The sequence below is a fragment of the Acidovorax sp. 94 genome, from assembly GCF_003634645.1.
Taxonomy (GTDB): domain Bacteria; phylum Pseudomonadota; class Gammaproteobacteria; order Burkholderiales; family Burkholderiaceae_C; genus Acidovorax; species Acidovorax facilis.
This window is the reverse complement of sequence record NZ_RBJA01000001.1, coordinates 64,377-89,049: the sequence shown is the minus strand read 5'-3', so window position 1 is coordinate 89,049 and position 24,673 is coordinate 64,377. Positions and strand designations below refer to the sequence as shown.

Annotated in this window: 25 protein-coding genes, 1 tRNA gene and 1 riboswitch; of the genes, 16 read left to right on the top strand and 10 right to left on the bottom strand. The window is 64.8% G+C overall.

The annotated features are described in order from the left end of the window. Nucleotides 1–18 precede the first annotated feature (18 nt). A complete protein-coding gene (cysM, locus tag C8C94_RS00415) occupies nt 19–921 on the bottom strand; it encodes a cysteine synthase CysM (RefSeq protein WP_121419304.1) in 903 nt (300 codons plus the stop codon). A gap of 40 nt (nt 922–961) precedes the next feature. On the opposite strand from cysM, the gene C8C94_RS00410 reads away from it, so the two are divergent. Then, nucleotides 962–1,046, top strand: a tRNA-Leu gene (locus C8C94_RS00410). A gap of 236 nt (nt 1,047–1,282) precedes the next feature. Here the strand turns inward: C8C94_RS00410 and C8C94_RS00405 are convergent. The 3 genes from C8C94_RS00405 to C8C94_RS00395 all read right to left on the bottom strand — a co-directional run bounded on the left by C8C94_RS00405 (nt 1,283) and on the right by C8C94_RS00395 (nt 3,084). Next, a complete protein-coding gene (locus tag C8C94_RS00405) occupies nt 1,283–1,492 on the bottom strand; it encodes a hypothetical protein (RefSeq protein ID WP_010459877.1) in 210 nt (69 codons plus the stop codon). A 205-nt stretch (nt 1,493–1,697) separates the two neighbouring features. Continuing rightward, nucleotides 1,698–2,039: a DUF1090 family protein gene (locus tag C8C94_RS00400; protein WP_121419303.1), complete on the bottom strand. Its 342-nt coding sequence runs from the start codon at nt 2,037–2,039 to the stop codon at nt 1,698–1,700. Between the two features lie 166 nt (nt 2,040–2,205). Next, the gene (locus C8C94_RS00395) at nt 2,206–3,084 is read right to left on the bottom strand and encodes a DUF6279 family lipoprotein (protein ID WP_121419302.1); all 879 of its coding nucleotides are present in this window, start codon (nt 3,082–3,084) and stop codon (nt 2,206–2,208) included. A 48-nt stretch (nt 3,085–3,132) separates the two neighbouring features. Between C8C94_RS00395 and C8C94_RS25375 the strand changes: the two genes are divergently transcribed. Then, on the top strand, nt 3,133–3,396 hold the full coding sequence (locus tag C8C94_RS25375; protein WP_147433210.1) for a hypothetical protein: 264 nt from the start codon (nt 3,133–3,135) through the stop codon (nt 3,394–3,396). Nucleotides 3,397–3,421: 25 nt separating this feature from the next. Here the strand turns inward: C8C94_RS25375 and C8C94_RS00390 are convergent, their stop codons facing one another. Both C8C94_RS00390 and C8C94_RS00385 read right to left on the bottom strand, forming a co-directional pair. Then, a complete protein-coding gene (locus tag C8C94_RS00390) occupies nt 3,422–3,637 on the bottom strand; it encodes a hypothetical protein (RefSeq protein ID WP_055401611.1) in 216 nt (71 codons plus the stop codon). An 80-nt stretch (nt 3,638–3,717) separates the two neighbouring features. After that, the gene (locus C8C94_RS00385; protein WP_121419301.1) at nt 3,718–4,683 is read right to left on the bottom strand and encodes a LysR family transcriptional regulator; all 966 of its coding nucleotides are present in this window, start codon (nt 4,681–4,683) and stop codon (nt 3,718–3,720) included. A 175-nt stretch (nt 4,684–4,858) separates the two neighbouring features. Between C8C94_RS00385 and C8C94_RS00380 the strand changes: the two genes are divergently transcribed. The 3 genes from C8C94_RS00380 to C8C94_RS00370 all read left to right on the top strand — a co-directional run bounded on the left by C8C94_RS00380 (nt 4,859) and on the right by C8C94_RS00370 (nt 9,586). Further along, a complete protein-coding gene (locus C8C94_RS00380) occupies nt 4,859–6,055 on the top strand; it encodes an acyl-CoA dehydrogenase (RefSeq protein WP_121419300.1) in 1,197 nt (398 codons plus the stop codon). 265 nt (nt 6,056–6,320) lie between these two features. Further along, nucleotides 6,321–7,595, top strand: coding sequence for a CaiB/BaiF CoA-transferase family protein (locus C8C94_RS00375; protein WP_121419299.1), 1,275 nt, complete (start codon nt 6,321–6,323; stop codon nt 7,593–7,595). A gap of 389 nt (nt 7,596–7,984) precedes the next feature. Then, entirely contained in the window at nt 7,985–9,586 is a 1,602-nt protein-coding gene (locus C8C94_RS00370; protein ID WP_121419298.1) for a methyl-accepting chemotaxis protein, read from the top strand. 94 nt (nt 9,587–9,680) lie between these two features. Here C8C94_RS00370 and C8C94_RS00365 read toward each other — a convergent pair whose 3' ends face one another. The 3 genes from C8C94_RS00365 to C8C94_RS00355 form a co-directional block, all read right to left on the bottom strand. Then, the gene (locus tag C8C94_RS00365) at nt 9,681–10,229 is read right to left on the bottom strand and encodes a 6,7-dimethyl-8-ribityllumazine synthase (RefSeq protein ID WP_121419297.1); all 549 of its coding nucleotides are present in this window, start codon (nt 10,227–10,229) and stop codon (nt 9,681–9,683) included. Between the two features lie 316 nt (nt 10,230–10,545). Further along, a riboswitch (FMN riboswitch) is annotated at nt 10,546–10,716 on the bottom strand. Between the two features lie 136 nt (nt 10,717–10,852). Then, complete coding sequence (locus C8C94_RS00360) at nt 10,853–11,338, bottom strand: hypothetical protein (RefSeq protein ID WP_121422611.1); 486 nt, start codon at nt 11,336–11,338, stop codon at nt 10,853–10,855. Between the two features lie 115 nt (nt 11,339–11,453). Continuing rightward, nucleotides 11,454–12,428 carry a LysR family transcriptional regulator gene (locus C8C94_RS00355; protein ID WP_121419296.1) on the bottom strand — a complete coding sequence of 325 codons (975 nt, stop codon included), beginning with the start codon at nt 12,426–12,428 and terminating at the stop codon, nt 11,454–11,456. Nucleotides 12,429–12,585: 157 nt separating this feature from the next. Between C8C94_RS00355 and C8C94_RS00350 the strand changes: the two genes are divergently transcribed. The 6 genes from C8C94_RS00350 (at nt 12,586) to C8C94_RS00325 (ending at nt 19,530) form a co-directional block, all read left to right on the top strand. Further along, nucleotides 12,586–13,605 (top strand): TRAP transporter substrate-binding protein, encoded by a 1,020-nt coding sequence (locus tag C8C94_RS00350; RefSeq protein ID WP_121419295.1) that lies wholly within the window; start codon nt 12,586–12,588, stop codon nt 13,603–13,605. A gap of 70 nt (nt 13,606–13,675) precedes the next feature. Further along, the gene (locus C8C94_RS00345) at nt 13,676–15,457 is read left to right on the top strand and encodes an IlvD/Edd family dehydratase (protein WP_121419294.1); all 1,782 of its coding nucleotides are present in this window, start codon (nt 13,676–13,678) and stop codon (nt 15,455–15,457) included. Between the two features lie 54 nt (nt 15,458–15,511). Next, nucleotides 15,512–16,741: a fumarylacetoacetate hydrolase family protein gene (locus tag C8C94_RS00340; protein ID WP_121419293.1), complete on the top strand. Its 1,230-nt coding sequence runs from the start codon at nt 15,512–15,514 to the stop codon at nt 16,739–16,741. Between the two features lie 27 nt (nt 16,742–16,768). Then, entirely contained in the window at nt 16,769–17,338 is a 570-nt protein-coding gene (locus C8C94_RS00335; protein ID WP_121419292.1) for a TRAP transporter small permease, read from the top strand. A 33-nt stretch (nt 17,339–17,371) separates the two neighbouring features. Beyond that, the gene (locus tag C8C94_RS00330) at nt 17,372–18,652 is read left to right on the top strand and encodes a TRAP transporter large permease subunit (protein WP_121419291.1); all 1,281 of its coding nucleotides are present in this window, start codon (nt 17,372–17,374) and stop codon (nt 18,650–18,652) included. Between the two features lie 470 nt (nt 18,653–19,122). Next, nucleotides 19,123–19,530 (top strand): CPBP family intramembrane glutamic endopeptidase, encoded by a 408-nt coding sequence (locus C8C94_RS00325; protein WP_121419290.1) that lies wholly within the window; start codon nt 19,123–19,125, stop codon nt 19,528–19,530. Nucleotides 19,531–19,584: 54 nt separating this feature from the next. On the opposite strand, the gene C8C94_RS00320 is transcribed toward C8C94_RS00325, so the two are convergent. Then, nucleotides 19,585–20,226 (bottom strand): NAD(P)-dependent oxidoreductase, encoded by a 642-nt coding sequence (locus tag C8C94_RS00320; protein WP_121419289.1) that lies wholly within the window; start codon nt 20,224–20,226, stop codon nt 19,585–19,587. A 312-nt stretch (nt 20,227–20,538) separates the two neighbouring features. Here C8C94_RS00320 and C8C94_RS00315 point away from each other — a divergent pair, with 312 nt between their 5' ends. The 5 genes from C8C94_RS00315 (at nt 20,539) to C8C94_RS00295 (ending at nt 24,467) form a co-directional block, all read left to right on the top strand. Continuing rightward, entirely contained in the window at nt 20,539–21,441 is a 903-nt protein-coding gene (locus C8C94_RS00315) for a LysR family transcriptional regulator (RefSeq protein WP_121419288.1), read from the top strand. A gap of 190 nt (nt 21,442–21,631) precedes the next feature. After that, nucleotides 21,632–22,036, top strand: coding sequence for a hypothetical protein (locus C8C94_RS00310; protein WP_055395103.1), 405 nt, complete (start codon nt 21,632–21,634; stop codon nt 22,034–22,036). 25 nt (nt 22,037–22,061) lie between these two features. After that, entirely contained in the window at nt 22,062–22,925 is an 864-nt protein-coding gene (locus C8C94_RS00305) for a LysR family transcriptional regulator (RefSeq protein ID WP_121419287.1), read from the top strand. Nucleotides 22,926–23,038: 113 nt separating this feature from the next. Continuing rightward, complete coding sequence (locus tag C8C94_RS00300) at nt 23,039–23,344, top strand: antibiotic biosynthesis monooxygenase (protein WP_055395100.1); 306 nt, start codon at nt 23,039–23,041, stop codon at nt 23,342–23,344. Nucleotides 23,345–23,504: 160 nt separating this feature from the next. After that, a complete protein-coding gene (locus C8C94_RS00295) occupies nt 23,505–24,467 on the top strand; it encodes a chemotaxis protein (protein WP_121419286.1) in 963 nt (320 codons plus the stop codon). Nucleotides 24,468–24,673 lie beyond the last annotated feature (206 nt).

The window sequence follows — 24,673 nt, the reverse complement described above, 5'->3', positions numbered from 1 at the left end:
GCAGCCGACGGCCGCCTGTCACGCCGGAAACACACCGGTAGACAGATACCGGTCGCCCCGGTCGCACACGATGAACACGATGGTGGCATTGCTGTCGCGCGCCGCAATCTGCTGCGCCACCCAGCACGCGCCTGCGGCCGAGATGCCTGCAAAGATGCCCTCTTCGCGCGCGAGACGGCGGCACATGTCTTCGGCGCTGTCCTGGTTCACATAGACCAGCTCGTCCACCGTGCTCGGGTCATAGATCTTGGGCAGGTACTCTTGCGGCCACTTGCGGATGCCCGGGATGCGCGAGCCTTCCTCTGGCTGCGCGCCGATGATCTGGATGCCGGGGTTCTTCTCCTTGAGGAAACGCGACACGCCGGTGATGGTGCCCGTGGTCCCCATGGCGCTCACAAAGTGCGTGATGCGCCCGCCCGTCTGCTCCCAGATCTCGGGGCCGGTGGTTTCGTAATGGATGCGTGGGTTGTCGGGGTTGCCGAACTGGTCGAGCACCTTGCCCTCGCCGCGCTTTTGCATGGCCTCGGCCAGGTCGCGTGCGTGCTCCATGCCGCCGCTCTTGGGCGTGAGCACAAGTTCGGCACCAAAGGCCTTCATGGTCTGTGCGCGTTCGATGGACAAGTCTTCGGGCATCACGAGCACCATGCGGTAACCCTTGATGGCCGCCGCCATCGCCAGCGCAATGCCGGTGTTGCCCGACGTGGCCTCGATCAGCGTGTCGCCGGGGCGGATGTCGCCACGCTCCTCGGCCCGGCGGATCATCGACAGCGCGGGCCTGTCCTTGACTGACCCGGCCGGGTTGTTGCCCTCCAGCTTGCCCAGCACCACATTGCCGCGCGCCGCGTTGTCCTTGGCCTCAATGCGCTGCAAAGCGACCAGAGGGGTGTTACCCACTGCATCTTCAATCGTCGGATATTTCATGCGCCCTACTGTGCCATAATTTGGGGCTTCACGAATTCCAGCCCGGGTGGTGAAATTGGTAGACGCAGGGGACTCAAAATCCCCCGCCGCAAGGCGTGCCGGTTCGATTCCGGCCCCGGGCACCACGAACAAGTCCGTAAGAGCGCAGGCTCTTGCGGACTTTTTTCTTGCGCCTTTGAAATCCGCACCTTAGCCGCCCATACCCGCCGAGACCTATCCATCCCATCCGCAACGGGTGGGGGCATATCTGGGGGTACATTTTCAAAAAAGGGGGGCAGATTGATACGTTCCCGGTGCCCACAGCCGGTACCTCGGCGATTCCGATCGCCTTGGCATGGCAGATGCCATCGCCGTACCCCGCTCAATCCTTGAGAACCACCCCCAGCGCAGCGAGCTTTTCCGCATACGAATCCCTGCGCTTCGCTGCTTTGGCTGCCGTATCAACAGCCGCCTGAATGGCTTTTGGGCCCTTGGCGCCGACAGCCTTGATGAGTCCCTGCTTGTGGGCGGCGTCAGCCTGCGCCCTTTTGAAAGTGGCGATCAGCTCGGCATGGGCAACAGGTTGATTCACAGGGGCTTTCCATTTTCTAAAGTGCCATTTTCAGCGCGTTACTTTGGGGTGGTCTGCGAGGCCGATAGCCACCGGCACCAGAATCCAACCAGCCCCACACCCCGGGTTCATTTTTACGGCTGCCATCTGGCATGGAAATCTCTCAACCCGCAGCGTGACGCCGAGTCTGCGTCCCCTGGCGCGGCTCCTGCAGTCCATTCACCGTCTAGCGATTTGCTTCGCTTTTCAACTTGCGCAATTGCTCTTCGGCAGCTTCAAGCTCTGCCCTGAGCGCTCGGACTTCCTTCTCCAGCCTTTCAATATTCGCCGCGTGGCCCTGATCAACCGCGAACGGCTGACAGCTCGATTGCAGCGCCGCCAGTTGGTCCGCCAGTTGCCTACGTAGCAGCATCTGACCCTTGGATCGCGCGACTTCCATGCGTTTTTCGACGTCCGCCTTTTCTGCAGTGCACGAAGTGTGGTTTTCCACCGGATTCGCAGGCTGAGCGATAGCGAAACCTGCCACGGTTATCGCGATGACCAAAGTGCAATAGCCGCTGAAACGCATACAAGTAAGTACCTGAGGGAATGGGGGCTGAGCATGACAGCAATTGGCGCGGGCGACCTCGATGCCACACGCGGGACACGGTCGGGCGTCACAGGCGGCCCTGAGCGGCTTCAGGGGCAACGCGGCCTTTTGTTCATCTCTTGTTCGTATTTCTACCTTCCAACGCTCACTGCGCCGCCAGCACCAGAAAGTCCTGCTCATACCCCTTTACCGACTGCACTGCTTTCAACCGCTGCGCAGCCGTCATCGCGTTGTGCACGTTAGAGAAGCCTTCGCAACCCTCTTCCACCAGCGCCTGCGCATAACGCTGGTAGGCCGCGTCGGGCGATGTTTGAAAACGTGCGAGGTAACCGCGCAGCAGGCTCCGGGCCTGGTCGGTGTTGGTGCGGTCTTCGGCGATTTTCTGCAGCACCTGCACCAGGTCTTTCTGGCGGCGCAGGCGTTCGGCATAGGTGCGCTGTGGGTCAAAGGACGACTGGGCGATGAAGGTGCGCAATGCGGATTTTTGCGGTTCGTCCAAGGCGCCGTAGAAGCCTTCGGCGCGGGACAAGATCTGCTTGAAGCGCTGCTCTCGCAGCTTGTCGGGCGTGATGTCTATCCACTCCTTCTTCCATTCAGCATTGCTGTCGGCCTGCTTCTTTTGCAGGTTGCGGATCTGGGTGTCGGTGAGCTGGGCGGCCAGCCAGGCCAGTTTGGGTTCGGCCTGGGCGATGACCTTGTCGATCTGGGTGCGCACTGCGTCGTAGGTGCGGCAGGCCTGGCCGGGCGATATGGCGGATGGCAGTTGTTGCTGTACCTTTTGCAGCAGCTCGGCATGCCGGGGCAGCATGGTGTCACGGTGCCACTGGTGCAGGTCGCCCAGTTCATCGCGCACGCGCTCGGTCTGGGTTTCTGACAGGCCGAGGTAGCTGTTCAGCTGCCAGTAGGCCAGGTGCGGCACCTGGTTGTAGGCCAGCTTGACAGTGCTGCAGCCTTGCAACAGCAGACCACATGCCGCCAGGGTGGCAGCACACAGTGCTTTGCGAATCAGGGACGGTGCGCGCACAGAAGCTCCTCGTGAAGAAAGGAAAGCGAAAGAGGCAGGATAGGGCCAATGCTGCACGGCGAAATTTGCGGGCTGCAATACCCCGCCAACTGCGCGAGGATTGGCGACAGCCCCGGCACTGGGGAGCAGGCGGCGGTGACCTATCCATCGGGGGCGCTCTGCGGCGCCTTGGGGCTAGTGTGTTGTTGCATGCTTGACGGCACATTTAAAACCGATGGATTTTTTGGCCAGGGCAAGGCGCAAACCACAGCGATACCCGTAGGTATCGCGCGGATTTGCAGCGCAGCCCTGGTCGAAAAGACGCGGTTTTAAGTGCCGGATAGCGTGCAACACCACACTAGTTGTCCTGTCGGCGAATCAGTTGCCGACCGCTGGGCGTAATGGCCAGTTCGCCGCCGGAGCCTTTGGTGATGAAGCCCCATTCGAGCAGGCGGCCAGACACGTGGTCCTTGAGCGCATGGGGCAACGTAATGACTTGGCCCATTTCGAGTTGTTTGAGGGTCTCGATCTCGTCCACGGTGGGGTCGAAATGCGGGGCATGGTAGGTGGTCATGGGGTCACTCCCGGATCGGTATGTGCAGACAGACTCCAGCGCCACCAGATTAGTTCAGCCCCTGGGCGGATGCAAGCGCGTCATCCCTTGCCGTCTGCCCCGGCGACCGGCGGCACTCCGCCTGCCGCCGCTGCCATACCCTGCAGCCACCGTGCAAACGCCCCCAACACCGGCGGCTGGGCTTGCGCGGGGCTGATGAGGTAGTAGGCACGCTCGCCACGCAGCGGTCGGTTGCAGGCCACCACCAGCTCGCCGCTGGCCAGTTCCGCCTCGATCAACAAAGGCGGCATCAGCGCCACGCCCATGCCATGCGTGGCGGCCACGGCCAGCATGGAGAACAGCTCGTAGCGCGGGCCATCCAGCGCATGCGGGGCATCCACACCCATCGCATCAAACCACTGGCGCCAGCCATAGGGGCGTGTGCTTTGCTGCAGCAGCGGCAGCTCGGCCAGCGCCTCGGCAGCGATCGGCTGGTGGGCGCGGCCGCGGCCCCGGGGCGCGGCGGATTCGAGCAGGCGGGGGCAACACACGGGCACCACGTCTTCGTGCATCAGCAGCAGGGCCTGCACGCCGGGCCAGTTGGCAACCTGCTCGGGTGTGCCTGCATACAAGGCGGCATCGAAGGTGGTGTCGGCAAACAGAAAAGGCCGCGTTTGCGTGTCGATGTGCACCACGATGTCCGGATGCTCCTGCGCCAGCAGCGGCAGGCGTGGGATGAGCCAGCGCGTGGCAAAGGTGGGCACTGCGGCCAGCGACAGAGTGCCACCCTCGCCCTGGTGGGCCATCACATCCAGCGTATCGCGCTCCAGGCCCTGCAGCCAGCGCGCCACCTGGCGGCCGTAGTGGGCGCCCGCAGGCGTCAGCACCACGCCGTGGCGCGTGCGGCGAAACAGCGCCACGCCCAAAAATTCTTCCAGCGCCTGGATCTGGCGCGACACCGCGCTTTGGGTGAGCGACAGCTCCTGCGCGGCGCGGGTGTAGCTCTCGTGTCGGGCGGCGACTTCAAAACAGGCCAGGGCCTGGGTCGATGGGATGTTGCGACGCATGATGAAGAGGAACTTTTAACGAGGTTATCTCACTTGCAACCTATGGACGCGAGTATTCCATACATTCCAACAACGCATATCTGGATGAAAAGAACTCGCTTGCGGGCTGGAACACCAGGGCCTACGATGCGCTTCAGACCCGTTTCTTTCACCTTCTTTCCGACCGGAGACACACATGGCCCACGCCGCTTTTCAATGGGATGACCCTTTCCTCCTGAGCCAGCAACTGACCGACGACGAGCGCGCCATCCGCGACGCGGCGGCTGCCTACTGCCAGGACAAGCTGGCGCCCCGCGTGCTGGACGCCTTCCGCCACGAAAAGATGGACGTGAGCATCTTCCGCGAGATGGGCGAAGTGGGCCTGCTGGGCCCCACCATCCCCGAGCAGTACGGCGGCCCTGGCCTGTCGTACGTGGCCTATGGCCTGATCGCCCGCGAAGTGGAGCGTGTGGATTCGGGCTACCGCTCGATGGCCAGCGTGCAGTCGTCGCTGGTGATGGTGCCCATTCATGAATTCGGCACCGAAGCGCAGAAGCAGAAGTATCTGCCCAAGCTCGCCACCGGCGAGTGGATCGGCTGCTTTGGCCTGACCGAGCCCGACCACGGCTCCGACCCCGGCAGCATGGCTACGCGCGCCTACAAGGTCGATGGCGGCTACAAGCTCAAGGGCAGCAAGATGTGGATCACCAACAGCCCCGTGGCCGACGTGTTCGTGGTCTGGGCCAAGGAAGTGTCCGAAGGCGGCGCCGTGGGCCCCATCCGCGGCTTTGTGCTGGAAAAGGGCATGAAGGGCCTGACAGCCCCCGCCATCCACGGCAAGGTGGGCCTGCGCGCCTCCATCACCGGCGAGATCGTGATGGACGACGTGTTCGTGCCCGAAGAAAACGCCTTCCCTGAAGTGCAGGGCCTCAAGGGCCCCTTCACCTGCCTGAACAGCGCGCGCTACGGCATCGCCTGGGGCGCCCTGGGTGCGGCCGAGTTCTGCTGGCACACCGCCCGCCAGTACACGCTGGACCGCAAGCAGTTCGGCCGCCCCCTGGCCGCCAACCAGCTCATCCAGAAGAAGCTGGCCGACATGCAGACCGAGATCGCCATCGGCCTGCAGGCCTGCCTGCAGTTTGGTCGCATGAAGGACGCTGGCACCGCCAGCCTCGAAGGCACGTCCATCATCAAACGCAACAGCTGCGGCAAGGCGCTCGATATTGCCCGCCTGGCACGCGACATGATGGGCGGCAACGGCATCAGCGACGAGTTTGGCGTGGCCCGCCATCTGGTGAATCTGGAGGTGGTGAACACCTATGAAGGCACGCACGACGTGCACGCGCTGATCCTGGGCCGGGCGCAGACGGGCATTGCGGCGTTTGCCAACTGAGGCAGGAAGCCCCTCCCCCCTGCGGCTCTCATCGCCGCCCACTGCGGCGGTGAGAACTCCCCTCTCCCCTCGCGGGAGAGGGGCCGGGGGAGAGGGGGCAGCGGCGCATACGTTGTGCCTGATCGCCCCCCTCTCCCCCACCCTCTCCCGCGAGGGGGAGAGGGAGTTTCCAGGGCCCATCGTCGCATATTTCAAGTGTTTTAGGCCTCTAGCGCTTTATAGATAAGCGCTAACAGCTATCAATTTAATAGTAAACCGATCCCCCATGACCACACCCTCCCCCAACGCTGGCGCCCTCGCGGGCATCAAGGTGCTCGATCTCTCCCGCGTGCTCGCAGGCCCGTGGTGCACGCAGATCCTGGCCGACCTGGGTGCGGATGTGGTCAAGGTGGAGCGCCCCGGCGTGGGCGACGACACGCGCCAGTGGGGCCCGCCCTTCTTGAAAGATGCCGAGGGCAATGACACCAACCAGGCCAGCTACTACACCGCCTGCAACCGCAACAAGCGCTCCGTCACCATCGACATGGCCTCGCCCGAGGGCCAGGCGCTCATCAAGCAGATGGCGCAAGAGGCGGACATCGTGGTGGAGAACTTCAAGGTCGGCGGCCTCAAGCAATACGGCCTGGACCACGAGAGCCTGCGCGCGCTGAACCCGCGCCTCATCTACTGCTCGGTCACCGGCTTTGGACAAGACGGGCCTTATGCCGAGCGCGCGGGCTATGACCTGATGGTGCAGGCCATGACGGGCCTGATGAGCATCACCGGCCAGGCCGACAACCAACCCGGCGGCGGCCCCATGCGCGTGGGCGTGGCCGTCATTGACCTGTTCACTGGCCTGTATGCCAGCAACGCCATCCTGGCCGCGCTGCACGTGCGCGACAACGCCACCAATGGCTCGGGCCAGGGCCAGCACATCGACATGGCGCTGCTCGACGTGGGCATGGCCGTGCTGGCCAACCAGGCCTCGGGCTTCCTCGCCACCGGCAAGGCGCCCGGCCGCATGGGCAACAGCCACCCCAGCCTCGCGCCCTACCAGGACTTCCCCACGCAGGACGGTAACATGCTGCTGGCCATTGGCAACGACGGCCAGTTCCAGCGCTTTTGCGCCGCCGCCGAGCAGCCCCAGTGGGCCAGCGACCCGCGCTATGCCACCAACACGCTGCGCGTGCAAAACCGCACCGACCTGATCCCCGCCATGGAGGCCGTGACGCGTACGCGCACCACGGCCGACTGGATCACACTGCTGGAAGACAAGGCCGTGCCCTGCGGCCCCATCAACACCATCGCCCAGGCGTTTGACGACGCGCAGGTGCAGGCCCGTGGCCTGGCCGTGACGCTGCCGCGTTGGAAGGACGGCGAGGCCGCCACCGACAAGGTGCAGCAGATCACCGGCGTGGCCAGCCCGCTGCGCCTGTCGGCTACGCCACCCGTGCTGCGCAACGCGCCACCGGCACTGGGCCAGCACACCGATGAAGTGCTGCGGGAGATGGGGCTGGACTCGGCGCGCATTGCGGCGCTGCGGGCCAGCGGGGTTTTGTAGCTAGCCCCACGCGGCACCGAGCTGCGCAACGCACCCGCCATTGAACAGCCTTGCCCTGACCGGCAAGGCTTTTTTGTCTGCACCATCTGAACCAAAACAGGCTCTAGCGCCTATCCAATAAGCGCTAACAGCTATCAATTTGATAACAAATCTTGGTGCTCTCGGCGCCTACATGTGTTCGCACCTTGGTAAAAAAGACATGTACAAAAATTTACACATCTCTCCATAATGGCAGCGGGAATCTCTCCGGCGCGGCGCACAGCACGCGCCGGTTGACCGAGACGAGAGGCGCAGTGGGACAACCGCCGCAACGTACGGGGAAGTCCGGCTGGGCCGCATGCACTTTGCCCCGCCCCAGCGGCGAATCGTGGACCCCACAGGAGTTCCCCATGAAGCTCAGCCTCAAGCTCCCCCTGGCCTTTACCGTGTCGCTGCTTTTGCTGTTTGCGGCGGCGCTGTTTGGCATCAGCCGCCTGAACCAGGCGCTCGACACCTACCAGACCACCGTGGCCCAGAGCTTTGAGCACGAGCGCATGGCGGCGGACATGCTCAACAACTTCAAGGTGCAAGTGCAGGAGTGGAAGAACGTACTGTTGCGCGGCAAGGACCCGGCCCAGCTCACGCGCTACTGGGCCGCGTTTGAAAAGCAGGAAAAGGCCATCAAGGACGAGGCGCAAAAGCTCGTGGTCGCCCTGCCCCCCGGCGAAGGCCGTGAACGCGTGCAGCAATTTGCCCAGGCCCACGAGCGCATGGGCGCGGCCTACCGCAAGGGGTTTGAGGCCTTCAAGGCCGCCGACCACGACCCGCAGGCGGGCGACAAGGCCGTCGCGGGCATGGACCGCGAGCCCTCGCAGCTGCTGGACCAGGCCGGTGGCCTGATCGCCAAGGCCAGCAGCGAAGTGGCCGAGCGCGCCGCCAAAGCAGCGCAGCGCGCCACCACCATCAGCCTGGTGGTGATGCTGGTGGTGTGCGCCCTGGGCATTGCGGGCGCCATTGCCTTCAGCCGCACCGTAGTGAACCCGCTGGACAACGCGGTGCGCGTGTCGCAGGCCGTGGCCAGCGGCGACCTCACCGTGGCACGGCAAGTGCAGGGCAAGGACGAAATCGCCCTGCTGCTGAATGCCCTGCACGACATGCAGATCAGCCTGTCGCACGTGGTGAGCAATGTGCGCAACAACGCCGACAGCGTGGCCGCCGCCAGTACCGAAATCGCACAGGGCAACAACGACCTGAGCGCCCGCACCGAGCAGCAGGCCAGCGCGCTGGAAGAAACCTCGGCGTCGATGGAGGAGTTGAGCTCCACCGTGCAGGCCAATGCCGAAAACGCGCGCACCGCCAACCAGTTGGCCGTGAGCGCCAGCACCGTGGCCGTGCAGGGCGGTGATGTGGTGGCCGAGGTGGTGACGACCATGAAGGGCATCAACGACAGCAGCAAGAAGATTGCCGACATCATCAGCGTGATCGACGGCATCGCCTTCCAGACCAACATCCTCGCGCTGAACGCCGCCGTGGAAGCAGCCCGCGCGGGCGAGCAGGGCCGGGGCTTTGCGGTGGTTGCCAGCGAGGTGCGCAACCTGGCCCAGCGCAGCGCAGACGCCGCCAAGGAGATCAAGACCCTGATCCACGCCAGCGTGGAGCGCGTAGAGCTGGGCACCACGCTGGTAGACAAGGCGGGCGCCACGATGAGCGAGGTGGTCAGCGCCATCCGCCGTGTGACGGACATCGTGGGCGAGATCAGCGCCGCCAGCAGCGAGCAAAGTGCAGGCGTGGCCCAGGTGGGGGACGCCATCACCGAAATGGACCAGGCCACGCAGCAGAACGCGGCGCTGGTCGAACAGAGCGCGGCAGCTGCCGACAGCCTGAAGGTGCAGGCGCAGCAGCTGGTGCAGGCGGTGGCGGTGTTCCGACTGGCGGACTCTGAAGCCAGCGCTCCCACACGCGCCCACTTGCCAGTGCCCGGGCAGCACCAGCCCCGTCTGGCCGCTGGCTGATGTCGCGCAAAAATTCCAGGCCAAATCGGCTTCTAGCGCTTTACCATCAAGCGCTAAAAGCTATCCAAAAGATAGCAATCAAAAAGCCATCGACTCAGACTTCTGCCAGCACCGGCGAAGCCTGCTGCACGGAGGCCAACGTGGGCGAGGCGAGCTTGCGCAGGTAGGCCATGGTCTGCAGGCAGGCCTGGGCCACCTCGGTGCCCTTCTTCACGAAATGCTCGCGAAAGAAGCGCACATGGTCTTCGTGGTCGTGAAAGTCGCGCGGGGTGAGCACAGCCGACATCACGGGCACCTCGGTGTCTAGCTGCACGCGCATCAGGCCGTCGATGACAGCGGTGGTGACGAACTCGTGGCGGTAGATGCCGCCGTTGACCACCAGCGCGCAGGCCACGATGGCGTCGTAGCGCCCGCTGCGCGCGAGCTTGCGGGCCAACAGCGGGATCTCGAACGCACCGGGCACATCGAACAGCGCCACCTGCGCGGGTGGCAGGCCGTGGCGGTCGAACTCGGCCAGGGCCGCGTCACGCGCCTGGTGCACGATGTCCTGGTGCCAGCTGGCACTGATGATGGCCACGCGGGCGCCACGGTGGGCGGCGACGGGGGCCAGGGGGGAAACGGAAGGTGAAGAAGACTGATTCATGGGTTCCTCAAAACAGGTCAGACCAGAATCAGGGCGCGCGCGAACACGGCGCCTGCACAGGGCGGCGCAGGCCTCACGGCGCTTGCGAGCGGGCAAAAAACACGCAGGCAAACGCCAAGGGCCCAGCCACCCATGGCGGGTGCTCTAGGGATGTCCTTCATAACTCCCTGCGGTCCGTGATGGCGCGGTCTCGGGCGGTCCGCTGCGTTGCTTTTCTTACCAATAGCCGCGCTATTGGCTGCAAAAAGTCGCCTTGCAGCCCATCCCAATCCGCACTACCACCGACTCGCGAGGGTTATGCAGGACATCCCAAGTTTCGCGATCTCTTTCATCCGGACTGTGACCGTCGGCTCTGGTTTCGCACCAGATCTGCTGACCCTGCAGGCTTGTTCCGAAGAACAGCTCCGCAGGCGCTCGCGGGCTCTTGCGGGCTTTTCAGCCCACAAATACCGCCGGTGGGGAATTCCGCCCCGCCCTGAGAACGCTGTCGGCCCCGAAGGTCATTCGGGGCCGACGGGTGGGATTTTAGGCGGCTGGGTGGCGCAATGCCGTCGCGCAGGCGATTGCCTGCACTGGCAGTGACGGCTTCTGTGGCTCGGGCTGTGTTGAACGCCGAAGTCTGCTCAGCGCACGCGCTGAAACCCGCCTTCGGCCCAGGCCGCTGCGCTGGCAGGCGTGAGCTTGAAGGTGGGCGGCGCAGACGCACGCGCCAGTTCCTCGCCCAGCTCGTCCTGCGCGCTCAGCGTGGCTGTGGCACCTTCTTCATCGGGCACGATGGCCAACGCCACGCGCAAGCGCTGGCCGTCGGCGGTGGTGATGTGCACGCTTTTGTTCAGCTGCGCGTGCAGTTGCTGCTCATGGCGGCGCACCACCTCGCTGGCGGTCTTGACCAGGGTGTGGAAGGCCGACACATCGAGCGGCTTGGGGTTCTTCTTGTCGCGGCCCATGGTCCAGGGGCCCACCAGCGCGGGTTCGGACTCCCCCTTCAGCGTCATGGACACGGCCCAGCCATCGTCGTCTTCGTTCTTGATGACCTGCGCCGTCCAGCGCCCATCGCTCCAGCAGCGGGGTTCCTGGATGGTGTCGGGCGTGTCGGGTGCGTCGGTCATGGAGAAAAAGGTCTGGATGGCGGGAAAGGGCGCAGAGCATAACGGCAGGGCCCGGTAGCCTGGATTTTCAATAACCATTGGTTATCGAAAAAGGCCGTGCATAGCGCAGGTCTGGTCACTCCCCCAAAGCGTCCGGCGCCACGCCCGCCGCCTCGCGCAGCACATCGATAAAGGCCTGTGCCGAAGGGGTGGGCGGCTCGCCCAGCCGGGTGATGAGGCCGTAGCTAGGCATGCGGTCGGGCAGCTCGACGGGGATGCGCGAGAGCAGCCCCCGGTCCACATATTTCTGGATCAGCGCAGCGGGCTGCAGCGACATCATGTGGGTGGTGTTCATCAGCTCCAGCGCAAACAAAAAGGACGGCGTCTCCACCACCCCCGCCGTGAGCGCCAGGCCCGCTCCGCCAAACAGGTCGTCCGACACCTTGCGCACCGCCGTGGAGGCGGGGTACAGAATCCAGGGCCAGTGGGCCAGCTCGGTCAGCGACAGGTCGGTGGCGCCGCGCAGCGGGTGGTGCTGCCCGCCCACCACATGCAGCGGCTCGGCGGACAGGTGCTCATAGTGGAACTGGCTGCGCTGGTCCTCGGTGGTGAACCGGCCGATCATCAGGTCGATCTTGCGCTCGGCCAGCCAGGCGATGAGCTGGTCGCTGCTCTGCTCCAGGATCTTGATGACCAGCAGGGGCCGCAGGCGCTGGATCTCCACCACCGAGGCCACCAGCACATGCGCGGCTGACCCGGTGATGGCGCCCACCGCCACATGGCCGTGGCCGCCCTGCTTGAGCGCATTGAACTCGTCCACAAACTTGCGCTGCCCATCGAGCGCCGCGCTGGCGTAGCGCAGCGTAAAAAGCCCCAACTCATTGGGCCGCATGCCGCGCGAGAGGCGGTCGAACAGGCGCGCCTCCAGGATCTCCTCGATGTCCATCAGGATCTTGGTGGCCGCAGGCTGCGTGACGTGCATCTGCTCGGCCGTGAGCCGCAGGTTGCGCGTGCGGCCCAGGATGTCGAGAAACTGCAAATGCCGAAAGCGCAGCCGCGCGCAGGCCTGCGCCAAAGACAAGGGTTTACCCGGAAATTCGTCTGGACTCATAAGCGTTTGGAATGGATTGTCGCAAAACATTCAGTGGACCCGCCGGGGCGTGAAACCTAACCTTCGCTCTGCGTCGATAACGGCTGGCCCCAAAAAAGCCGCAGGCGCCAAAGGCCTCGCCAACGGGGTCCCGCCATTCCAACGGAGACAAGACACCATGCAATTCAAGACCCTCGCTAAATCCTTGGCGCTTGCTGCCACGCTGCTGGCCGCCTTTGCCGCCCCCGTCGCGGCCCAAGTCAAGGAACACACCTTCAAGGTCGGCATCGGCCTGAGCGACGACCACCCGCAGGCCCAGGCCGTGCGCCACTTTGCCGAGCGCCTGCAGGCCAAGAGCGGCGGCAAGATGAACGCCAAGCTGTTCGCCAGCGGTGCGCTGGGCAACGATGTCAGCATGACCTCGGCCCTGCGCGGCGGCACGCTGGAGATGACGATTCCCGATTCGTCCACGCTGATGTCGCTGATCAAGCCCTTTGGCGTGCTGAACCTGCCGCTCACCTTCAACACCGAGGCCGAAGCCGATGCCCTGCTCGACGGCCCCTTCGGCCAGAAGCTGCTGGCCATGCTGCCCGACAAGGGCCTGATCGGCTTGGGCTTTTGGGAAAACGGCTTTCGCCATGTAACCAACTCGCGCCGCCCCATCAATACGGCCGATGATCTGGCAGGCCTGAAGCTGCGCGTGATCCAGAGCCCCTTGTTCCTCGACACCTTCAACGCGCTGGGCACCAACGCCACGCCCATGCCGTTCACCGAGCTGTACACCGCCATGGAACAAAAGGCCGTGGACGGCCAGGAAAACCCGCCTGCCACCATCCTGGCCAGCAAGTTCTATGAGGTGCAAAAGCATCTGGTGCTGTCGCGCCACATGTACAGCGCGTGGGTGCTGCTCATCTCCAAGAAGACCTGGGACGGCCTCTCGGCCGACGAGCGCAAGATCGTGCAGGAGGCTGCCCGCGAGGCCACGCTGTTCGAGCGCAAGACCATCCGCGCCTTCAGCGAAACCGCCCTGGGCGAGCTGAAGAAGGCCGGCATGCAGATCACCGAGCTGCCTGCTGCCGAGCAGGCCAAGCTGCGCACCAAGCTGCAGCCCGTGCTGGCCAAGTACGGCAAGGAGTTTGGTGAAGAGACCACCAGCGAAATGATGGGCGAGCTGGCGAAGGCGCGGGGCGGGAAGTAAGCGATTCGCCTCCCGGGGCGCAGCTGGTTGCAGCTGCGCCCCGCCCCTCCTTTTGCGACGTCCCGACCCCATGACCAAAACACCCCGCCGCCCCTTCCGCTCCCGCGACTGGTTTGCCGCCCCCGAGCGCTCGGACATGACCGCGATGTACCTCGAACGCTTCATGAACTACGGGCTCACGCCCGAGGAACTGCGCTCGGGCCGGCCCATCATCGGCATCGCGCAGACGGGCAGCGACCTGTCGCCCTGCAACCGCATCCACCTGGACCTGGCGCGCCGCGTGCGCGACGGCATCCGCGATGCGGGCGGCATTCCGATGGAGTTCCCTGTTCACCCCATCTTTGAAAACTGCCGCCGGCCCACGGCCGCACTGGACCGCAACCTGGCCTACCTGGGGCTGGTGGAGATCCTGTACGGCTACCCCATCGATGCCGTGGTGCTGACCACGGGCTGCGACAAGACCACGCCTGCTGGCGTCATGGCCGCGTCCACGGTGGACATTCCGGCCATCGTGCTCTCGGGCGGGCCGATGCTCGATGGCTGGCACGACGGACAACTGGTGGGTTCGGGCACCGTCATCTGGCGCAGCCGCCGCCAGCTGGCCGCGGGCGAGATTGATGAAGAAGAGTTTCTGCAGCGCGCCTGCAGCAGCGCACCGTCGGCGGGCCACTGCAACACCATGGGCACGGCATCCACCATGAACGCGGTGGCCGAAGCGCTGGGCCTGTCGCTGCCCGGCTGCGCGGCCATTCCTGCACCGTACCGCGAACGCGGCCAGATGGCCTACGAAACCGGGCGGCGCATTGTTGATATGGCCTATGAAGACCTGCGACCCTCGCGCATCCTGACGCGCGATAGCTTCTTGAACGCGCTGTCGGTCATCAGTGTGGCCGGGGGCTCCAGCAATGCGCAGGTGCACGTGATGGCCATGGCGCGCCATGCAGGCGTGGTACTGGAGGCCCAGGACTGGACGGACCACGCCTACGACCTGCCCCTGCTGCTGAACATGCAGCCTGCAGGCCAGTTCCTGGGCGAACGGTTCTTTCGCGCGGGCGGTGTGCCTGCGCTGATGTGGGAGCTGCAGCAAGCGGGCCGCCTGCACAACGACTGCGCCAGCGTGACGGGCAAAACCATCGGCGACAACCTGCAGGGCCACGAAGCGCGCGACCGTCAAGTGATTCGCCCCTTCAACGCGCCGCTGATGGAAAAAGCTGGGTTCCTGGTGCTCAGCGGCAACCTGTTTGACTTCGGCATCATGAAAACCTCGGTGATATCGCCCGCGTTTCGCGAGCGCTACCTGAGCCAGCCGGGCCGCGAGGGCATCTTCGAAGCCCGTGCCGTGGTTTTTGAAGGCGCGGACGACTACCACGCACGCATCAACGACCCGGCGCTCGACATCGACGAGGGCTGCATCCTGGTCATGCGCGGCGCCGGGCCCATCGGCTGGCCGGGCTCGGCCGAGGTGGTCAACATGCAGCCGCCCGATGCGCTGATCCGGCGCGGCATCAACACCCTGCCCACACTGGGTGACGGGCGCCAGTCGGGCACGGCAGACAGCCCGTCCATCCTCAACGCATCGCCCGAGAGCGCCGTGGGTGGGGGCCTCTCCTGGCTGCAAAGCGGCGACACGGTCCGCATCGACCTCAACACCGGGCGCTGCGATGCGCTGGTCGCGCCCGAGGAAATCGCCCGCCGAAAGCGTGAACTGCCCGACCCACCCGTGCCCGCGAGCCAGTCCCCCTGGGAAGCGCTGTACCGCGAGAAGACGGGGCAGCTGGCCGATGGCGCGACGCTCGACTTCGCGCTGGCATTCCAGCGCATTTCCGAAAAGACACCACGCCACAACCACTGACAACGAGCGGGCGGGCCACCAGCGCCACACCCGGATTTTTTCGAAGGACTCTCCATGAACAACATGACGGCGACGGCAGTTGCCGAACGGGCCCGTTCGCCCCAGACCGCATTGCAAGTGCTTCCCGACGACGGCCTGCAGGGCACGCTGGTGGGCCGGGTGTGGGCACTCCAAGGCGCCGTTGCGGGCCCGGCTGTGGTGGCCCTGAGGCCCGAAGGCGTGTTCGACCTCAGCGCGCACTACCCCACCATGAGCACGCTGCTCGACACGCTGGCGCCCGCCGAGGCGGTGCGTGCAGCCACCGGCCAGTACCTGTGCAGCGTGGATGACCTGCTGGCCAACAGCCTGCCCGGAACGCGCGACAAGAGCCGCCCCTGGCTGCTGGCGCCGTGCGACCTGCAGGTGGTCAAGGCGGCGGGCGTCACGTTTGCGGCCAGCCTGATCGAGCGCGTGATCGAAGAACAGGCCCGGGGCGACGCCAGCCGTGCGCAAGCCTTGCGAAGCCAGGTCATCGAGTTGATCGGCGAGAACCTTGCCGACATCCGCCCTGGTTCGCCCGAGGCCATGGAACTCAAAACGTTGTTGCAAGAGAAAGGCCTGTGGTCGCAGTATCTGGAGGTGGGTATTGGCCCCGATGCCGAGGTGTTCACCAAGGCGCCGGTGCTGGCGTCCGTCGGCTGCGGGGACGACATCGGCATCCGCTCCGATTCGGCCTGGAACAACCCCGAGCCCGAGGTGGTGCTGGCGGTGAATAGCCGGGGCCAGATCGTGGGCGCCACGCTGGGCAACGACGTGAACCTGCGGGACATCGAGGGCCGCAGCGCCCTGCTGCTGGGCAAGGCCAAGGACAACAACGCCTCGTGCGCGTTAGGCCCGTTCATCCGCCTGTTCGACGCCAGCTTCGGGATGGACAAGGTGCGCAGCGAAACCGTGCACCTGAGCGTTGCAGGGGTGGATGGCTATGAGTTGCGCGGCATCAACACCATGGCCAGCATCAGCCGCGACCCCAGCGACCTGGTGGCGCAGACCCTGGCCGCGCACCAGTACCCGGACGGCTTCATGCTGTTTCTGGGCACGCTGTTCGCGCCCATTGAAGACCGCGACCAGCCAGGCGGTGGCTTCACCCACCACCTGGGCGACCTGGTGTCCATCCAGAGCGCGTGGCTGGGTGGCCTGCACAACCGCGTGGCGCACAGCGAGGCAGCGGCGCCCTGGCGCTTTGGCCTTCGCGCCTTCATGGTCAACCTGGCGCAGCGCGGGCTGCTGCAGGGCACAGCGCTCTGAGTCAAAAGAAAAACAGGAGACAACCCCATGCTCAATGCCTTCATCGACCGCTGCTGCCGCTGGATCAACCTGCTCATTGCCCTGGCGCTGGCGGTGATGGTGGTGATGGTGTTTGGCAACGTGGTGCTGCGCTACGCGTTCAACTCCGGCATCGCCATCAGCGAGGAGGTGTCGCGCTGGCTGTTTGTGTGGATCACCTTCCTGGGCGCCATCGTGGCGGTGCGCGAGCGGGGCCACCTGGGCACGGACTTTCTGCTGGCACGCCTGCCGCCGCTGGGCCAGCGCATCTGCCTCGCCATCAGCTACGCGCTGATGATCTGGTGCACCTGGCTGCTCTTCAGCGGCGCGCTGGCGCAGGCGCGCATCAACTGGGATGTGGATGCACCGGTCACGGGCGCGTCCATGGCCATCTTCTATGCGTCGGGCGTGGTGTTTGCCGTGGCGGCGGGGCTGCTGCTGGCGCTGGATCTGTGGCGGATTGTGTCGGGGCAGATGCCCAACAACGAGCTGCTGCACATCGCCGAATCCGAAGAACTGGCCGCCGTGGGCAGCCAAGTGCCGCACACAGCCCCAGCGCCCACGGCCTCGCGCCAGTGAACCCCACACCGCAATGACCTGGAGCGCTCTCCCATGACCGTTTTTATCTTCCTCGGCTCCCTGCTGGCCGCCATGGCCATCGGCGTGCCGATTGCCTACGCGCTGCTGGTGTCCGGCGTCGCCCTGATGTGGCACCTGAACCTGTTTGACGCGCAAATCCTGGCGCAGAACGTGATCAACGGCGCCGACAGCTTTCCGCTGCTGGCCGTGCCCTTCTTCATGCTGGCGGGCGAGATCATGAACGTGGGTGGTCTGTCGCAGCGCATCGTCAAGCTCGCGCTCACGCTGGTGGGGCACAAGCGGGGCGGGCTGGGTTTCGTTGCCATCCTGGCGGCCTGCATGCTGGCGGCGCTGTCAGGCTCCGCCGTGGCCGACACGGCGGCGCTGGCGGCCCTGCTGCTGCCCATGATGGTGAAGGCCGGGCACGACAAGGCACGAGCGGGCGGGCTCATCGCTTCGGCGGGCATCATCGCGCCGGTCATTCCGCCGTCCATCGGCTTCGTGGTGTTTGGCGTGGCGGCCAACGTGTCGATCAGCAAGCTGTTCCTGGCCGGCATTGTGCCGGGGCTGCTGATGGGAGTGGCGATTGCCATCACCTGGTACTGGGTCTCCCAGCGCGAAAACGTCACGCCACCGCCCAAGGCATCCACCGCCGAAAAGCTGCAGGCGCTCAGGGAATCGACCTGGGCACTGTTCCTCCCGGTGATCGTGATCGTGGGCCTGAAGATGGGCGTGTTCACCCCTACCGAAGCCGCCGCCGTGGCCGCCGTCTATGCGCTCTTCGTGGCCACGGTGGTGTACCGCGAGCTGCACTGGCGCCAGCTGACCGCCGTGTTCGTGAGCGCTGCCAAAACGACGGCCGTGATCATGTTCCTGGTGGCCGCCGCGATGGTCAGCGCCTGGCTCATCACCGTGGCCGACATCCCCCGTCAGCTGGTGGCCCTGCTGAAGCCCTTCATGGACAACCCCATCCTGCTGATGATGGCCATCATGCTGCTGGTGATGGCCGTGGGCACCGCCATGGACATGACGCCCACCATCCTGATCCTGGCGCCCATGCTGATGCCGGTGGTCAAAGCCGCAGGCATCGACCCGGTCTACTTCGGCGTGCTGTTCATCATGAACAACGCCATCGGCTTGATCACTCCGCCGGTGGGCACGGTGCTGAACGTGGTGGCGGGGGTGGGACGCATGCGCATGGACGAAGTCACCCGGGGCGTGCTCCCCTTCATGGGCGCGCAGTTCGCGATGATGTTCCTGATGGTGCTGTTCCCGTCCATCGTGCTGGTGCCGATGCGGTGGTTTGTGGGATGAAGGCTCTTCACAGACAGTCCAGCTGAATCGCTGCGGGAGACCAATCGCGGACTATTTCACACCGGGGAGATGAACGATACAAATGGCGCGTCTATTTATCGAGAAGATAGGACTTCCCCGCTTCGGCCAGCGCTTACCGTGACGTCTGAACGGGATCACCAAAAATCTTGATCCCGGAGGGGCGCTTGATCTCAACACAGAAACGGCCGGTTACTCTCAACACCCGCCAGCAGGTGCTCGTGGGCTGGGCCCTGCTACCGGTGTTGGCCGTCTGGCAACTCAACGGCTTTTACCTGCCTGTCGTGGGGCGCGGAGGGGCACTGCTCTTTTGGGCGGTTGACGGGATTCAGTGGGTAGTGCTTCCTGCAGTCTTGCTTGGCCTTCTTGCCCACAAAGCAGCGCTGCGCCCCCAACACTACGGACTCGTACCGCCAGAAAAGAACCTTTGGCCCCTTGCATGGCAGAGCCTGATGGTGTGTGTCACCGCGGGGCTGGTTTTTCTGGTGGCGCGGAACCTGTCGTGGCGGACGCTCGGACCGTCACCCGGCAGCTTCCAGCTGGCGCAGTTTTCCCCCCGGGGCCTGGCGGGCGCGGCGGTGCAGACCTACGCAGCGGTCAGCGCAGGGCTGGTGGAAAGCATCTTTTTCATTGGGCTGCCATGGCTCTGGTATTCGAGTGCACGCCAACGCCCTTCAGAGCTACTGTTCACACTCGCGGTATCGGCCATCTTCGCGCTGGCGCACTGGGAGCACGGCAGGCACGGCGTGATTGCAGCCTTCTTTGCGCATTGTGTGATGTGCCGTTGGTTCCTGTACTGGAGAACCCTGTGGCCCGTGGTGCTGGGCCACACGCTGATCGACATGGCTGTTTTTGTCTGACAGAAAAAAGGCAGCGCCCGAGAAACGCTGCATCGTCCCGATGAAAAGAAAAACTCAGTTCGCCACCGTAAAGCGCTTTTGCACGTGGCGCGGCGTCTCCAGCTCGTCCACGATGGCAACAGACAGGTCGGCCACGCTGATGCTGCCGGGTTGCTCGCCATTCATCAGCGGCGCTTCGTCGCCCAGGCGGTATTGGCCCGTGCGTTCGCCAGGCTGCAGCAGGATGGGCGGCGAGAGGAAGGTCCAGTCCAGCGTGTTTTCGGTGCGAATCCAGTTCAGCGCCTCGCGCGCGGCCAGGGCGCCCTGCTTCCATTCGGCGGGGAACTGGGGCGTATCCACCAGCTGCACGCCGGGCGCCAGAAACAGGCTGCCAGCGCCACCCACCATCAGAAAGCGGCGCACACCAGCCGCTTTGGTGCCGTCGATGATGGCGCGGGTACCTTTCAGGAACTCGTCGTGGATGTTGGGGTTCTCCCAGCCGGGGTTATAGGCGCTGACCACAGCATCATGGCCGGCAGCGGCCTTGGCGACCTGGGCGGCGTCTTGCGCGTCGGCCGCCACTACCGTAAGACCTTCGCGCGCGGCGAGCTTGGCGGGGTTGCGGGCCAGTACCGTCACGCGGTGGCCGCGTTGCAGCAGTTCATTCAGCACAGCAGCGCCAACAAAGCCGGTGGCGCCAATCAGGGCGATGTTCATATCGATGTCCTTGGGTCGAAGTTGCGATGTAGTGAGAATAGGAGATTGTCAAAGCGGGCGGTAGATGGCCAAATCTGCCTTCTCTTTGAAGCTCAACTTCACAATGGATGAATTACCCCCTGAGTCGCTCTGCGCCCTCCCCCTCTCTCGCATGGCTGCGCCATGCGGGATGGGGACGCCCCCAGCGCACTCAAGCGAAGCGCCGCACAAGAAGCTTGGCGGCCCTTGCGCGGGGGCACTGGACTTGGTCGCGCCAGTTCCAAGGTCTGGGGGCGGACAACAGCCCAGTGGGGATTGACGAGAGGACCTGATATGGAAGACCTCAAACGCATGGCGGTGTTTGCCGCCGTGGTGCAGCACGGCTCGATGAGCGGCGCCGCCCGCGCCCTGGGCATGAGCACTTCCGCCGTGAGCCAGCAGGTGCGCAAGCTGGAAAGCGATGGCGGTGTGACCCTGCTTCACCGCTCTACGCGCAAGCTTGCACTCACTGAAGCAGGCCAGCGCTACCACGCGCGCTGCGCCGCCATGTGTGCCGCAGCCGACCAGGCGCGGGCCGAGCTGGCCGCTTCGCGTGATGCCCCCAGTGGCGAGCTGCGGCTGTCGGCTACCGTCGGGTTTGCACGCCACATTGCCCCAGCGCTGGGCGAGCTGCTGGCCGCCCACCCGGCGCTGCGCCTGCGCCTGCTGGTAGACGATTCGCCCATTGACCTCATCAATGCCCGCATCGATCTGGCCGTGCGCTACGGGCGCCTGCAGGACTCCACCTGGGCAGCACGGCGCCTGGGAGGCATGCAGTGGTACCTGTGCGCGGCGCCCGGCTGGGTGGCTGCCCACGGCGTGCCACAGCACCCGGACGCACTGCTATCGCACAGCTGGCTGGGCTTTGCGCGCGAGAACGGCGGCCTGCTGATCGACCTGCGCAGCCCCACGGGCGATCCCCGGGCCCTGCGGGTGGAGCCGCGCATTGCCAGCAACAACCAGCTTTCGATCCAGCAGATGTGCGAGGCGGGGCTGGGCCTGGCGCTGGTGGGTAGCATGGATTCGCAGGATGCGCTGCAGGCCGGGCGGCTGGTGCGGCTGTTGCCCGACTGGTCGTTTGGCACCCTGGACATCTGGGCCATGACGCCCCAGCGCGACGCCCAGCCCGCCAAGGTGCGCCAGACCATTGCCGCGCTGCACCGCTATCTGAGCCAGCTGCCCGGCGTCACGGAATGAGAGGGGAACAGTCCGTGGGTGACTGCCTTCGGCGCCTTCCTTCGCAGGGATATCGCTGCCACTTTTTATCCATCATTTTTTTATCGTTCAAACCCACAAATTCCATCGTTGTGCAGGCAGCGCCGGCTGCCTACAGTCGCCCCCCAAGGGCCTGCTTCTGGCCCTTTAACCCCCCGACTGGAGAGCGCACATGACGACCAACCTCACCACAAACTTCCCCATCGACCGCGTACTGGCCGCCTTTGAAAAAGGCGATGTCCCCACGCTGCTCGGTAGCGTTGCCGATGACCTGGATTTCCGCATCGACCACTACCGCGATGATGCAGACACCAGCTGGCAGGTCGCCCGCAACCAGGCCGATCTGCTGACGGTGCTGCAGCGCCTGGGCACGGAGATCTTTCCGCAAGGCACGCAAATCGTTCACACCCACAGCCAGCCGCTGGGCGACGACTGGGTGATGACCCAGCTAAGCCAACGCTTCTTTTATGGAGTACAACAGCGCGAAGTGGAGTCGCTGACCTGGATCCTGAGCCACTCGCAAAACGGCCAGCTCGACTACTTTCGCGAAACCGTCACCACGATCACCCCTACCTGACTGTGGCCCCGGCCGCTGAAACCCCATGCTGTTTGACCTGCGCGCCCTCGGCTACTTCGTAGCGGCCTACGAAGAACGATCCGTGACCACGGCGGCGCGCCGCTGCTTTGTGGCGCAGCCGTCCATCAGCATGGCCATCAAGGGGCTGGAGGACGCGCTGGACACCGTGCTGTTCGAGCGAAGCCGCCAGGGTCTGGCGCCCACCCCCGCCGCCCACCGCCTGTACCCGCGCGCCTGCAGCCTGCTGGCGCAATCCAGCGCCATGGTGCGCGACTTTCGCGATGCGCCCCGCAAAACGCTGGGCGTGTTCCTGCAGGACGACCTGATGGTGGGCCCAGCCGCGCCGCTGTTTGCGCAGATTGCCGACCTCCTGCCCAACACGCTGGTCCGACTCACGGCCACAGCGCAGGAGGCCCGGCTGCGCCTGGTGGCGGAGCACTGCAAACCGCCCGGCGACACGTTTGTGTCCTTGTGGCGCGAGCCCTATGTGATGCTGTTGCCCGAGCAGCATCCCCTGCGCTTCAAGAAGAAATTCGGTCTGGCGGATCTGCAAGGGGTGCCGCTTCTTGAATGGCCCTACTGCCCGCTGCACCAGTCGTTCATCCGCCTGCTGGCCGAGCGCGGCATCGCCCTGGAGGTTCAGGCCAGCGCCGCACGCGAAGAGCTGTTGCTACACATGGTGGACAGCGGCCTGGGCGTGGCGGTGGTGCCACAGTCCCACGCGGCGCATGCTCGCCGCTCGGTCACGCGCCCCCTCGATGGCCCCCTGGCGTTCTCGCGCCACCTGGGTCTGGCCTGCGATGCCTCGGATGCACCCATGCTCGCACTGCTGGGCCGCCTGGCCGACAGTTTGAAGGCCTCTGTGATTCCCCAGAGCAGCGTTGCCTGAGTCTCCCGCCTCCCGGTGTGGGTGGGCGCAGAACAACAGGCTGCATACGGTACCCCGGCAGTCTTGCGGTAGAAACAGGCACTTCCCTAGCGCACAGCACGCCCCAGCCCACCATGGTTCTCGAAATCGCCCACCTCACCATTCGCCCCGGCCAGAACGCGGCCTTCGAGCACGCCTTTGCCCAGGCGCAACAGATCATTGCCTCGATGCCCGGTTACCTGTCACACGAACTGGGCCATTGTCTGGAGCGCCCGCAGGACTATGTGCTGCTGGTGCGCTGGGTCACCCTGGAAGACCATGAGATCGGCTTTCGCCAGTCGGCCCGGTACCAGGACTGGAAACAGCTCCTGCACCACTTCTACGACCCTTTCCCCACGGTATTGCACTTTGGGCCGGTGGCCCTGCCAGCCCCGGCTTGAGCCCGCAACCCGGCTCCAACGTGTGATAGCGCTGCCACGCAAGGATGCGGCAGTGCACTATTCGGGTATTGCCTGAACATTTAGCGCACTGCGCACCCCGTTCTGATCCTAGAATTTGTAAACGCGCGTATCTTCTTCTTTTCTGCGCGAAGGACCCATCATGAAAGCAGTGCAGCAGGATATCGACGAGCGGACCAACCTCACCAGCACCAACAAGTTCGAACTGCTGCTGTTTCGCCTGGGCACCGACAGTGCCCTGGGCAAGTCAGAGCTGTTTGGCATCAACGTGTTCAAGATCCGCGAGATCGTGGCCATGCCCAGCATCACGCCGATCGCGGGCACCACAGCCCATTCGCTGGGCGTGGTCAACCTGCGCGGGCAGGTGATTCCGGTGCTGGACCTGCCCTCCATCGTGGGTTGCAAGCCCCAGACGGGCCTGAACATCATGCTGGTGACCGAATACGCGCGCACCACGCAGGCGTTTGCCGTCGAGTCGGTGGAAGACATCGTGCGACTGGACTGGAAACAGGTGCTCTCGGCCGAAACGAGCGGTGCCGCTGGCAAGCTGGTCACCAGCATTGCCCGTCTGGATGGCAACACGGATGAATCCCGCCTGGCCCAGGTGCTGGACGTGGAGGCCATCCTTCAGATGATCTCGCCCTCGGACGGCCACGAGGTCACCGAAGAAAAGGTTGGGGCCAAGCTCAAGCTCAAGCCCGGCTGCATCATCCTGGCAGCCGACGACTCGTTCGTGGCCCGCTCGCTCATCGAGCAAGAGCTCAAAGTGCTCAACGCCCCGTATGAAATGGTGAAGTCCGGCAAGGAAGCCTGGGACCGTCTCAACGCCATCGCGAAAAGCGCCGAAGCCGAGGGAAAAACGGTCTTGGACCGCGTCGCCATGGTACTGACCGACCTGGAAATGCCGGAAATGGACGGGTTTACCCTGACACGCAACATCAAGCAGGACGCGCGTTTTCACGGGCTGCCCGTGGTCATTCACTCCTCGCTGTCGGGCTCGGCCAATGAAGACCATGTGCGCAGCGTCGGAGCCGATGGGTACGTCGCCAAGTTTGTGGCGGAAGACCTGGCCGAAACCATCCGCCGGGTGCTGCCCAAGCCTTAAAGGCAGGGCGGCCTGCCGCGGAGCAGGCGCCCCGCCCCCACGGTCAGATATTGGGTAAAAAATTGGCCGCTTCCGCTAATCGGGCAATGGTTTATAGCTATTGTTTTTGAAGTTTCTCCACGGCAGCGCCCGGTCCCGACGGATGGGACAATAGGCGCCGTCCTACCCGGCACATCGGCAGGCAGGTCAACCAAAACGGGGGGCCA